At 37.1% G+C, this 13,183-nt stretch carries 12 protein-coding genes and 1 riboswitch; all 12 genes read right to left on the bottom strand.

Translation table 11 applies throughout. The features are described from left to right. Window positions 1-51: 51 nt before the first annotated feature. The 12 genes from CQ046_RS10465 to CQ046_RS10520 all read right to left on the bottom strand — a co-directional run bounded on the left by CQ046_RS10465 (window position 52) and on the right by CQ046_RS10520 (window position 12,824). Complete coding sequence (locus CQ046_RS10465; RefSeq protein WP_105702185.1) at window positions 52-2,310, bottom strand: DUF5074 domain-containing protein; 2,259 nt, start codon at window positions 2,308-2,310, stop codon at window positions 52-54. A gap of 28 nt (window positions 2,311-2,338) precedes the next feature. Next, entirely contained in the window at window positions 2,339-3,532 is a 1,194-nt protein-coding gene (locus CQ046_RS10470) for a cell surface protein (RefSeq protein WP_105702186.1), read from the bottom strand. 14 nt (window positions 3,533-3,546) lie between these two features. Beyond that, window positions 3,547-4,680 (bottom strand): YncE family protein, encoded by a 1,134-nt coding sequence (locus CQ046_RS10475; RefSeq protein ID WP_105702187.1) that lies wholly within the window; start codon window positions 4,678-4,680, stop codon window positions 3,547-3,549. After that, the gene (locus CQ046_RS10480) at window positions 4,677-6,710 is read right to left on the bottom strand and encodes a TonB-dependent receptor plug domain-containing protein (protein ID WP_105702188.1); all 2,034 of its coding nucleotides are present in this window, start codon (window positions 6,708-6,710) and stop codon (window positions 4,677-4,679) included. The genes CQ046_RS10475 and CQ046_RS10480 overlap by 4 nt, the downstream gene beginning before the upstream one ends. A 108-nt stretch (window positions 6,711-6,818) precedes the next feature. After that, window positions 6,819-7,004: riboswitch (cobalamin riboswitch) on the bottom strand. Window positions 7,005-7,097: 93 nt separating this feature from the next. After that, complete coding sequence (locus tag CQ046_RS10485) at window positions 7,098-8,045, bottom strand: transporter (RefSeq protein ID WP_105702189.1); 948 nt, start codon at window positions 8,043-8,045, stop codon at window positions 7,098-7,100. A gap of 12 nt (window positions 8,046-8,057) precedes the next feature. Next, entirely contained in the window at window positions 8,058-9,107 is a 1,050-nt protein-coding gene (locus CQ046_RS10490) for a cytochrome-c peroxidase (protein ID WP_105702190.1), read from the bottom strand. Beyond that, complete coding sequence (locus tag CQ046_RS10495) at window positions 9,100-9,930, bottom strand: MbnP family protein (RefSeq protein ID WP_105702191.1); 831 nt, start codon at window positions 9,928-9,930, stop codon at window positions 9,100-9,102. The genes CQ046_RS10490 and CQ046_RS10495 overlap by 8 nt, the downstream gene beginning before the upstream one ends. Before the next feature lie 177 nt (window positions 9,931-10,107). Further along, window positions 10,108-10,476, bottom strand: a complete 369-nt coding sequence (locus tag CQ046_RS10500; protein WP_228406926.1) for a hypothetical protein — start codon at window positions 10,474-10,476, stop codon at window positions 10,108-10,110. A 4-nt stretch (window positions 10,477-10,480) separates the two neighbouring features. Beyond that, complete coding sequence (locus CQ046_RS10505) at window positions 10,481-11,155, bottom strand: superoxide dismutase (RefSeq protein WP_105702193.1); 675 nt, start codon at window positions 11,153-11,155, stop codon at window positions 10,481-10,483. 190 nt (window positions 11,156-11,345) lie between these two features. Further along, a complete protein-coding gene (locus CQ046_RS10510) occupies window positions 11,346-12,023 on the bottom strand; it encodes an SCO family protein (RefSeq protein ID WP_185126177.1) in 678 nt (225 codons plus the stop codon). Further along, on the bottom strand, window positions 12,010-12,285 hold the full coding sequence (locus tag CQ046_RS23795; protein ID WP_185126179.1) for a YHS domain-containing protein: 276 nt from the start codon (window positions 12,283-12,285) through the stop codon (window positions 12,010-12,012). Before CQ046_RS23795 ends, CQ046_RS10510 begins: the two co-directional genes overlap by 14 nt. 176 nt (window positions 12,286-12,461) lie before the next feature. Then, window positions 12,462-12,824, bottom strand: a complete 363-nt coding sequence (locus CQ046_RS10520) for a hypothetical protein (protein ID WP_105702194.1) — start codon at window positions 12,822-12,824, stop codon at window positions 12,462-12,464. Window positions 12,825-13,183: the final 359 nt, after the last annotated feature.

Genomic DNA, 13,183 nt, shown 5'->3' on the forward strand with positions numbered 1-13,183 from the left:
TGACCAAAGCTGGCCAGGATTAGATTAACAAGATTACGATCTAAATTCGTATTAGTTTTTAATTACTTTTTGCTGATATACTGCTTTATCTGTAACAGTCTTTAAAATATAAATCCCTTTTGGAAGGTCACTTACATTGATCTGTCCATTGTTCAGTTGTACATTAACTATTCTACCTGAAGCATCATACATAGAAACATTCTGGATTTTTTCCTGTGTTTTAATAGTAAGAATGTCAACAACCGGGTTTGGATAAATACCGAATTCCAGTTTTTTCACCTCAGCAGTAGCTAAAATAGAAGCTGTGCTGTTTACCGTAATTGTCTTTTCTGCCAATTTACCATTGGAGTTAAAACTGATTACAATATCAGATGTTCCTGAAGTAAGCGGTGTCAAAACAAGTTCATCATTATTATTGATAGCAACAGAAACAGCTGTAGGATTACTATTTGACTTTACAGATTTCACTACAGAAACAGCCATATTATCGGCATCAGAAACTATTGATTTCAAATCAATCGCTGTGGTATTTCCTGCTGTAACCTGTGATGGTAAAACATTACTCACAACAGGAACTGAATTATTGGTGAATACCGTCAATGAAGGAAACCAATAATAATCATTAAGAGTTTTCGTATTGATAAGAGCTCCGGTCATATCATAAGTATGAATCCAGTTTTTCTGATAGTGTGCTCCATATCCGCTTTCCGTTGTATTCAGCACCAACTCTCCGGTAATAGGATTTACACGAAGTGCCGCACCGTAAGGAATTTGCTTAAACTGTCCTGTCTGTCCCGGAATAGCTGCGAAGTTTTCGTTAAATGTTTTTGTGGTTACATCAAATCTCACAATCTGTGATCCTGAGCTAAAGCTGCTTAATGAATTAATCCAGTATAAAGCATTTTCTTTGTTACTTGCTGAAAATTTACCTGCATTCCATGCTCCCCAGTCACCGATATATTTTGTTGTTGGAATATTGTAAACCTGTGTAGCAAAAGTAGTAGGATGAATATTGATCAACTTTTGATCCTGAATTCCCCATACACTTCCGTCTTTAGCCTGAGCCACAGAATAGAAACCTCCTGCAATAGTACTTACTACCGTATCTGTATTAGGATCGATTACTAAAATTCCGGCTCCCTGCTTCACCGCAAATACATATTGTGAAGTACGGATCATGTTTCCGATCTGTCCGTTTCCGCCTGTTCCGGCAATCAGAGTTCCTACCTGTAAATTGTCAATATTGAAAAGAACAATTCCTGTAGAAGTACCAATGTATCCTTTATGTTCGTTCACTCCTACAAAAGATCTTCCGTCTCCTCCTCCGATATTGTTGAATCCGGCAATTTTCTGCATCGTCTGCGCATTGGCTACCACAAGTCTTCCTCCAGGAGTATATTGAGTATCTCCTCCATCAGCAGCCTGCTTTGATACGAAATAGAATTTGTCTCCGTAGATTGTTCCGTATTGTGTAGTGGCTCCGAAAGCATGGTTATTGTTGGCATTGCTGTATACACGGTAATTGATTTGACCATTATTGTCAATGAAATTCACAGATCCATTAGTATGACCAAACCATTCTTCGTTTACCATGAAATATCCATTGGTAAAGTTATTAGAAGCTACATATGGAGAAACAGGAGTGATAGTAGATGAAACAGGAGTTTGACTAAATCCTACATTAAAGTTCCAAACATCCCATGACCCGTTTTCTAACACACGTGAAGAAGCTCCAACACTGGAATATCCGAAATCAGCATCAGCAGGATTCTTTACCCAATAAGACCAATATCCATTCACTGTCCAGCCGGATTGCCAGTGATCGTTGGCAGCATCTACAATCGTATAGCTGTCAAAATCATAAGCTGTTGTATTGACAAAACCATTTACCGGATATAAGGGATAAGTGGTATTTCCGCTTTTGATCAGTGCATTGGTGTTCTGCCCGTTTAGGTCAAAACCAATTCCTCCAACCGCAGATCCAAACTGAGTTCCCTGATACAGTAAGGTGTACAATCTGTGATCTGCTTTAGCAATAGCTTTCAACATGTCTTCTCCTGTGGCATTTCCGTCCCATTTGAATCCCCAAACCATGGCGTCAGGATTTTTGCTATCGTTCCATTGTACTACAAAAGCAGCCTGATTGGCTCCTGATCCTACCCAATACTGAATATCAGAAAAACTGATTGTAGTGGTATTAAGCTGGCTGATCCCTGAAATATCATTTCTGGGTACACCCTGAACTTTTATCTGTGCATTTGATACGCATGCAAACAGAAAAAGCATCATAAAAAGATAAAACTTTTTCATTTTTTATTAATTTAAATAGATTCTATTATTATTTGAAATGTAAATCGTAAGCTCCTGCCACTTCTGTAGAAACCTCTCCCAGCCAGCCAGCTTCCTGATTGACTCCCGTATATATTTTCATAAAATCGACTCCGGGAAGTTTCACATATTTTCCGCTTCTGTCTACCGCCCATGAAATATCAATGTTGGAAGCCGCATCTGTATTTGGAGCATTATCTGCATACCCAAACTCGTAGGATTTCCCTACCCAATAGGATCCGTCCCCGCTTTGGTCGAAGAAATTATTCGCCAGTCTGGTTCCTGAAAAGCTGTATGAAGGATCTGTAAACCATAAAGGATAATAACTTTGTACGTGAAAAGTATTTTTTGTTTTAAATCCTTGATTCCCCAGATTGTCACTCCACTTGATATATTCTACATCAGTCTGCCAGAATTCGGCTCCGGCTACCGGTGTTTTATTTTCGTTTGGTTTATAATAAGTAATGCTGTAATCTTTTACAGTGGTATTTTTGAAATATTCACTGCCTGCAATCTCGTACCATTCATCATTATCAGGTTTTCCGTTTTTGTTTCGGTCGTAGGCTACCATAATAATTCCCGGTTCGCAAGATCCTGAGCGTTGATCAGCAGCATCATTTCCAAAGAATGCATTTCCCAGTACTTTAAAATCACGTCCATTCAGATTGGGAATGGTATGATCAAAACCGAAAACTACGTATCCGCCATAACCTCCCAAACTGATCATAGTAGAATTTCCTCCCACTAATGATTCGTTGGCTTTCTGAAGCATATTTGCAGCTGTATTTCCGGGTAAATATTCCGGAATTTCGTTCATAAACTGTCCTACAGCAGGGCGGAACTCTAATATTTTAGAAATATATTTACTGTAAGGTGTTTTTTCTTTGGTAACAATTATTTTGGAATGAAAAACCTGTTCGTTTCCTTTATTATTAATCTTTAAAGTCAAAGGATAAGCATCTGCTTTCGGACTGATAAATTCAAGTTCTGAATTTTGAGAAATAATGGAATCATTAATACTCCAGATAACTGATCCAGAAGCATGAGTAGGAATACTCAACACTTTGAAACGCTCAATGGAATAGGAATCATCCAAACCGTTGAATGTAAATTCATCTTCATCATCGTGTTTACAGGCTATCACTCCTACGAGGAAGCATGATAAAACTCCGATTTTTAAATAAGTAAAGGTATTTCTGTTCATTTCTTAAATTTTGGTTATTTGTATAAAAAAGCGAAGTGGGCAGGGATATTCCCGCCTTCCGTTTTCCATTTAAAGTGTCCGTTTTTATCAAAGCAATACACAAATCCCATGGATACGTAATTTCTGGCATCTGTGATGTAGATATCTTCTGTGATGGGGTTTACTGTTATGCCGTAAGGAGTTTTAATAGCATCTTCATATTCTTTATCAAAAATTCTGTTGGCAATGATCTGTTCTGTTTTCACATCAATGATTCCAAAACTCTTTTTATAGCTGTGGGTATTGTAATTGAATTCATTTCCATAAAAATAGAGCTTATCATTCACGATTGTCATTTCACTCACGGAGAGATTAAAATTTTTCTTGACGATCCCTGTTCCTGCATCTATCAAATACAAACTGGAAGGAACGTTATAATAATCTCCTCTTGAGGTCACATAAAGATCACCGTAATTGTCTTTTTTAAGGTGATGAAGATTAATGGCAACATTTAATTTCTGGATTTCAGTAAAGGTGCTCAGGTCAATTACGGAAACCGTATTGTCATAATCGGGAGCTTTATATCCACCGGAATTGGCAACAAATAATTTATTTCCTACAATTTCAATTTCTTCAGGTTGATATCCTACCGTTACTTCACGCTGGATGGAAAGAGAAGTGGTATCAATTTCCACTACTTTTCCCTTGGGTGCTTTTGGATTAATATCTACCGGTCCGGCATAGCTGCTTGCATACGCTTTTCCATCTTTAAAGGCTAAATATCTGCAGTTTTGCAACGGAATAGAAGTAATACGTTTAGCTGTTTTGGCATCCAGCACTTCAATTTTATTGGAAACATTGACAACAATGTAAAGTTTGCTGCCATAGACTTTGATATCATTTCCTACATCTCCCAGTTCTTTTACCACATTAGGATTGATTTCCGCATAGATATTCCGGTAATAGGTTCCTTTGGTATAATCAAAAAAATCCAGGGTACATTTATTGCTCCCCATATTCCCTTCATTGAGCATATAAAAGCCTTTTATAGCCGTATTTTCTGAGGGAAGTCCTTCTACCACTTCCTGACGGACGATAATATCATCTGTACGGCATGAAGTAAGAAAAGCTAATACAAGAAATAAAAAATAAAAGTTTAGTTTTCTCATAGGGTGAAGTTTAGAATAAGTTTAAAATTTCTTCCGGGCATCGGATAATTGATGACCACATCATAGTATTGATTGAAAATATTATTCATCTCAAGGCTCACTTTAAATTGATGATTGTCCCAATTGAATTTTTTCTGAACAGACAGATCGTGAGTATACCAGGGCTGAACATAATTGTATTGAATATTGTCCTGATTCACATCATATCTTTCTCCTACATACATCGCACTGTAATTGAAACTCCAGTCTTTATAATCTGCCATCAGGCTGAAAGATCCGCTATGCCATGGTGTGTAAGGAATCTGATTGCGGTAGAAAGTGTCTTCCGGATCACTGATATCTCTTGCACTTTGGTACGTGTAAGAAAGTAATGGTCTTAGCTTTACCTGCCCAAGCTGCATTTCAGTCTGAAGATTTACATCAGCTCCGATGATTTCAACCATTCCAAGGTTCATCATCAGCCAGCGGAACATACTTCCGTTAGGTGCTGCTACAATTTTATCCTGTACTTTGTTGTAGTAACCGTCTACTTTAGCATAAAAGGATTTAAAGAAGCGGTTGTTGTAATTCTTTTGATAGGTAAATCCCAAGTCGTATTGATTGGTGAATTCCGGCTTCAGGTAAGTATTTCCGATATTGGTATAATAGAGATCATTAAAGGTAGGAAGTCGGAAAATCCTTTTATAGAAAGCTCTTAGAGTAAGCTCTGGGATTATTTCCGGCTGATAGCTTATAAAAACAGCAGGTGTCCATTCTCTGGCGTCTCCAGGTCTTTTATTTTTTCTTACTTCTTCAAAAGTAAAGGTTCCTAAAAGGCTTCCCAGAATTTTGAATCTGTTCCACTGATAGGTTGTTGCCAATGCTACCAGTGTTGTGTAACGGGTAGGATAAGAAAAGTTATCCAGATTGGCGTCCAGATTATTGTACTGAAAATCTCCACTCAGACTGACATCCCAATTAGGCGTGATTGAATAAATATTGGATGAGGAAAGATAAAGCTCTCTTTGAATATAGGTGTTATCGGTGTGAATAATAGATTGTGAACGAACGGTATCCATGAAATGGGTATAATCATAGGCAAATTTTGCTTTCAACTGTGTTTCAAATTTCGGGAAAAGTTTTTTTCTCAGATTGGCCTGTACAAAATAATTTTCATCGGAAAGTCTCGCTCCTCTTCCTCCGAAACGTCCGTTGACAATTGGCGCCGGCATTCCACGGTCTGAAATATAGCCGTAGCCACGGATATTCCAGCTTCCGTTATTTAAAGTTCCGTTGAGAGAAGTTTCAAAACGTTTTGCTTTAATATCTGAATCCTGTCTCTTCGCAATGGTATCATAAGCCTGCTGCCCGTCTGGATATTTTTTTGCATATCGAAATCTGTAAATTCCGTCACTCTGCATAAATTCTCCACTCAAGCTGGCAGAAATCCTGTCTGAAATCTTCTGTTCCAATCGGAATGATGGATTGAAAAGATCAATAGAAGCACTTTTTGCTCTTATAACAAGATTAGTTTTCCTATTTCCTTTAAATACCGGAGTTTTAGGCTGTAAATAGATAGATCCGGAAGACCCGAAGTCTTTTGCTGGCTGGAAGATTTCACTTTTCTGACCGTTATAGAGTGATATTTCTTCCAGATCATCCAAAGAATATCTCCCTAAATCTACCAATCCGTTTTGGGCATTCCCCAATTGAATTCCATCATAGAAAACGCCTACATGCTGGCTTCCCATACTACGGATATTAATGGTTTTCAAGCCACCCAATCCTCCATAGTCTTTGATCTGGACACCAGAAAAATATCGTAAAGCATCTGCAACAGAATGACTGTTCAGTCTTTCCAGCTGTTCGCCCTGCAAGGTCTGTGCAGGAAAGATTTCTTTAAAATTCTTTTTGTAAAGATCGATTCCTTTAATGGTCTCTTCCTGAAGACTGTCTTTTTTCTTTGTTTGGGAATATAAAAGTTGAGATGTGATCACCAATATTGTGAAAACAGCTTTTTGAATTGCAGAAGTAGTTAGTTTTGCCGCCATTAGCTTATTTAGTAACATGAAGACGCTAATGGATATAAGATAGCAACGACAAAGCACAGCTGTCACTGCACAGAATCATTGATGTCCTAAGCTTTATTCCACGAAAGCGTCAAACGATTATTTTCTGGCAGGTCTTCTGACTTACTCCATTTTTGAAATCCTTCCCATTAAAAAACAGTGGATATATTCTTCAAAAACTTTGGTGTGGAGCTTACAGCAGCGGGTCTGTTCCGGATTTTCACCGGATTCCCTTTTAAGAGCTTTTTAGGGCTCACCAAATTTCGGCAAAGATAAATAATTATTCCTAATCCCCAATTAAAATCATGATTCATAAACAATTAAAGCTCCCGAAGGAGCTTTAACCTGATTTTATCAAGGGTTTCCTCTTTAAATTCCAATATTCAGAAAAATACTGAATCTCGATTTGGCTTCAATATCTCCTCCTGCAAGATGCGTGTACATAGGAAGCATGAGTTCACTTCCAAGGCTCAGCTTTTTATAAGAGGCTTCAAATCCCAGTTTTCCGTACAAAGCACTTCCTGCGGTATTGGGCAGGGCTTCATCAAATTGTTTGTTCTGCGCATAAACCTCTCCCTGAACTCCGGTCTTTACAGAAAAAATGGATTTTTCATTTCCTGCAACCTGATAAAAACCTGTTGCGGCATAGTTCCATTGGTTTCCAAAACGGTAATTTTTCTTATTCTCTGTTTTGATGGTATAGTCTGTATTGACCAAAACGGCAACTTTATTTTTCTGAAATTTATAATTCAAAGCCGCTTGGTAATCCCAGCTTCCTGTTCCCAGCTGAAAACTCGGATTGACCCCGGATGCTCCTTTTTCATCAAATTTCCCCAGAGGAATTTTCACACCCAAACCTCCGCTCAGGTGATGAAAATTATCTTTAGAACTCATCAGCTGGTAAATTCCCATCAGGTTCAGATCACCGATTCCATTGATTTTGATATCTCCCTGTAAGGTTTTCTTTTCATGGAAATGGAAGGGCAGACTTGCATATACACTCAGTTTTTTAGTCAATGGAATTTTCCCCCAAAGCTGCAGGGTATTGAAATACTGATCCTGCGTAAGATCTTTTACAAATAAATTTTCTTTGGCTTTGTAATGCTGGGCAAAGTATTTGATTCCGATAAACTGTGGGTTCAATAAAGACTCAAAACCTGAAGATCCATTTCCTGCTGCACAGCCACAAGCATCACAATCATCATCAAAATCGAATCTGCTAAAGGTATCCGAAGCGCTATAAACACTGTCTCTAATGGTATTTGCCTGATACTGATTAAACAGGATCAAACTTAGTATCAATATAATCTTCTTCATGTTTTCTATAAATTATTCTGCAAATTTTGGATTGGATATAAAACTTTTGTCGGACAGTGTTTTCAGGAATGCAATGATCGACTGTTTTTCCTGGCTGTTCATGGCAATTCCTATATGACCGTTCTGTTTCAGCTGTGGATCCAGATTGGCATTATCTTCTACCTGATCTGAATAGAAACTGAGCACCGCTTCTAAAGTGTAAAACCTCCCGTCATGCATGTAAGGTGCTGTATATTCTACATTTCTTAAACTCGGAACACGAAATTTCATCCAATCTACCTGATTAAGGGAAACTCTGTAACGCCCTGCATCCTTGAATTCTGTATTGTAATACATTCCCGTGTTTCTGAAACTCTCATCAGTAAACAGTTCTCCGCTATGACATGAGGCACATTTCTGCCCGAACAAAGCCATTCCCTGAGATTCTACTAAACTTAGTTGTTCTTTTCCCTGTCTGAATCTGTCGTATTTTGAATCTGCGGAAATTAAAGAAGCCATAAACTGTGACAATGCTTTCAGAATTCTTTCTCCGGTAATGGTTTCATCACCATAGGCTTCTCTAAACAGTTTTTTATACTTTTGATCATCTTTTATCTTCGAAATGGCTTCCGGTATGGAGCTGTCCATTTCATTGACATCCGTAATGGGGCTAATGGGCTGTTCATTAAGGTTATGAATCACTCCGTCCCACATATATCTTTTCAAAAAAGCCATATTCTGAATGGGTGGTGCATTTCTGATTCCTATTCTATCATCAACTCCATGACTTACTGTGTGACCATGATGGGTAAAAGCATTTTCCTGAATATGACAGAATCCACATGAAATGGTATTATTCCTTGAAAGTCTGCCTTCATAGAATAATTTTCGTCCCAGCTCTACCCCATTTTTGGTCACAGGATTAACTGATTTGTCAAAAGTCATTTCCGGAAAATAAGAAGGAAACTGCAAGTTATACGCTTCATCTTTTTCCAGTGGCTGTATCACCTCATCAGAACAGGAAATACAACTCAACAGAAATACAAGCAGAACCAGTATCGTTTTAACAAAAAAATTAATCATTATGAACGTGATCTACTTTAAACATTTTTGTAAGATTGTTGGTAACGTCTACCAAGTGTTGGTTTGACCCCATCAGCATGTCATTACCTGTGGCAAGGGTAAGCGCCTTATCTCCGCTCAAAAACTGATTCAGATCTGCCAGAATATGAACAGAAGGGCGAATCTGACCTGTTACTCTTGCTGTTGTAGGAAGATTCAATGTGATTTCACGATATAAATCAGCCTGTTGATTAGCTGTAACATTTCCCATATTTCCGGTATGATTCATGAATTCCTTTGAAGGAGCATCATTTCCATATTTTCCTTCCAGTTTTACAAAAATATAACCGGCGGCCCATGACCACGTCATTCCTTTCTGTTTGGCTTTTGTCCAGAATTCAGCCTGTCCGTCTTGTCCTAACAGATAGGCTTTCTGGCTGATTCCTAATCCGAATTTTATTTTCTTGTAATTGTTTTTCGGAACACCATCCAGGTTAAGGTAAATAATTCCGGCCACCGCATCTGCCTGATCTACGATAAAAGCTCCTTTATCCGGGTTGTTTTCATTGTATTTAAATTCATTTCCGTTTTCGTCTATCAATGAAATGTTGCTGATGACATATTTCAAAGCAGAAAAATTATGTTTCTGTCCGTTAGAAGATGTTTGAGTTGTTTGATTCAAGACAATATCCCCTACATTATTAAAGCCGTTTTCAAATTTGATCTGAAGTTTTCCGGGTGTAGTATCCTGTGGATTTTCGTCATCTCTGCTGCTTTCACAGGCAACAAAAGAGAATAAAGTAAAGGCAATAAAGAGTAGTGATAAAAATTTATAAATTTTCATTGTTGATTTTTTAAGTTGAATTATAATTTTTGAATGCAAAAACATTCTTTTTTACCAAAAAAGGCATAAAAGGTTCTTACACTTAAATTATTTTTAAGTGACAGGTTTTATGCATGATAAAAACACTTAAGCTTTTAATTCCTCTAAGCTTTTGTGGTTGAATAATGATCGTTTACCTTAAAAAACCGGTGGTTTGAAAATGTAGGTAAGAAACAGAAAAGAATAAGCTGTTTCATAAGTAAAATTGAAATTGAAAAACGACTGTTTTTCAGTAGTACTGATCTCTGTAGTCTCCGGCAGGATATAGGTATCAAGGACTTTCTGTCCTGAGTTTTTGAGTTTCTGAAAGGGTGAAGATTCCGAATCATTGGTTTTGGCCAGCTCTTTACTCAGATAACATTTTCCGTTACAGTGAATCTCCGGCCTGGATTTATTAATACAGAGAACTTTAACAATATAATCATAATTTACAGCATACTCTACCACGGGCACTAAAGGTCGTAGCACCATATAAAAGGTAAAAAGTATGCTGTAAAATAATTTCATCTGATTATTTCTTGCTTATCGCTTCGTCATATCTTCTGCTGATCTCTTTCCAGTTGGTAACATTCCAGATAGCGGTCAAATAATCTGCTCTTTTATTCTGATATTTTAAATAATAAGCATGTTCCCATACATCAATTCCGAAGATAGGCGTTCCCTTCTCTTCTACTACATCCATCAAAGGATTATCCTGGTTAGGAGTAGAAGAAACGAATAGTTTTCCGTTTTTATCCACAGAAAGCCATGCCCATCCTGATCCGAAACGGTCTGCTCCGGCTTTAGCCATTTTTTCTTTAAAAGCATCTATGCTTCCGAAAGTTTCAGTGATGGCTTTTGCTAATTTCGCTGAAGGCTGTGTATTTTTCTGAGGAGTCAAAACAGTCCAGAACAGTTCATGGTTGTAATGCCCTCCCGCATTATTTCTCACTGCAGCTGGCAGTTTTGAAACATTGGAAAGAATCTGAAACAACGTTTCTTTTTCCTGTGGAGTTCCGGTAATCGCTTTATTCAGGTTGGCTACATAGGCTGCTGCATGTTTTGAATAATGGATTTCCATAGTCTGGGCATCAATATTTCCTTCCAAAGCATTATAAGCATATGGCAGAGGGGTCTGCTTAAACTGAGCCATTGTAAATTGGGCCGCGAAAACTGCACTTAAAGCAGCTATTTTCAAAATCTTCATAACGTTTTTGTTTATGGTTTAACAATGTTTTCTTATTAAGCGGGAAGATGGGAGATGGAGGCTGGAAGCAATTTATTTTTAAAGAATAACTTCTTCAACTTCTATTTTGCTTTTACAGCTATCTCAAAAATCGCCAGAGCTTCATCGTCTGGAATAACTTCCAGCTTCAAACATCCGGCTTCCCTCCTCTCTATTTCAATAATTTCTTAATATCCTCAATCAGAATTTCTCTGTCCGGGTGGTATTTTCCTGTCAGCATTGGTGTTTTACCTTCCGGGTCTCCGTAATTCAATCCTGAATAATACAGGATAGGCATATTTTCTTTGTTGTATCTGCATCGGATATTTCCGTCCTGATCTACAAGCGCAATCATTCCGCTGTGATTAAGACTTTCTCCTTCATCTTCTTTGTCGCCAACGTAGATATTAAATTTATCTGCTAGATTCCCAATATAAGTACGATCTCCAGTCAAGAAATGCCAGTTTGGAGATTTTGCGCCTATTCTTTGAGCATGTTCTTTCAATGCTGTAGGCGTATCGTTTTCCGGATCAATACTGATGGAGATAATACCAAAATTAGGGTCATTGATCTGATTCTGAATCGCCTTCATATTGGTATTCATCACAGGACAAATGGTCGGACATTTGCTAAAGAAAAATTCTACGAGATATACTTTCCCCAGCATATCTTTATTGGTGATTTTTTTGCTGTTCTGATCTGTCAGTTCAAAATCAGGAACTTTCATCACAGTATAAAGATTCTTTTTAAAATACCCCATTCCTACCCCTATTCCAAGGAAAAGCAATGCAAATAAAGCAATGGGTATAATTACTTTACTTTTATTATTTGACTTTTTATTTTTGGGCATATTTCTCAGGGCTTTTTTTGAATTCAAGTTTGCAGGAGACACTGCAAAAACCGTACGTTTTATTTTTATATACAGCGGTATCTTTAATAGATCCGGCTGTTTTCATGTGACAGATGGGATCTTCTTCATTCACTACCTGTACATTTTCTACATTCTTTCCAGAGGAGTCCATATGACTTGCATGCTTTACCTGAGGGACTTCCTTGGCACACGATACTAATGATATTGACAGCAGGGCGGTCAAAATAATAAGGGATTTCATTTTAATGTTAAATTGAAATTAATAATGTTAAATAAAATTATGACACAATGTACAAGTCTGAGAAAACACGAAATTCCTCAATGTATTTTAACTGCATGATGTATCTTTGATGACTTATCTATAAAAGCTTTAAACTCTTTTACCCCATAAACTAAAAACATAGTTTACAATAAAAATTAAGCCAATGGAGGATGGAATATCCTTGAAAAGTATTCTGAAGAGTGAGAATTAAAGTAACTGGAATCAGGAACTTCAGAAAGTAATTCTGAGTTCAGTTGAGAGGAGAAGGAAAGAATATCATGAGAAATAAAAACATCTAAGCCTGCAATCTTTATGGTTTGAGAGCTATTGGACTGCTTTTCTGTTTTTGCCAGTTCTTTTTCCACGTAGCATTTTCCTTTACATGTGGATTGTGGTACGTTTCTATTCTCACAAAGGTTTTTAACAATATAATCATAGTTCACTGCATAATTTACCAATGGCAAAACGGGACGTATTGCAACAGTAAAAATGATGAATATGGAAATGAATAACCTCAATGATTTTGTTCTCTGTTACAAATATACTACTTCAAAACTGTTTTCCGGATGATTTATGATGAATGTCATTATGCTTGTTTACTGTTACCTACAAAAATTACAAAACTGTGCCTGTTACCAGTATAATTTTATCCCGAACTTTGATTGAAAATTAAGATCTAATTAAAAAATTTAGTTCTTTATATCAAATTTAATCTTGTTGATAAAAGCTTTGCTCATGTTTTTGGCAGAGCTTTTTTATATTTTGTTGGATAAACGCAAAGACACAAGTTATTTTTTAATGAACTCATCTTGACTTTCTTTTTATGAATTTTTTACAAGCAATAACAATAAAAGCTAAATAATTGAATCCGATCCAG

The organism is Chryseobacterium sp. MYb7 (assembly GCF_002979455.1).
In the GTDB taxonomy this organism is placed as follows: Bacteria; Bacteroidota; Bacteroidia; order Flavobacteriales; family Weeksellaceae; genus Chryseobacterium.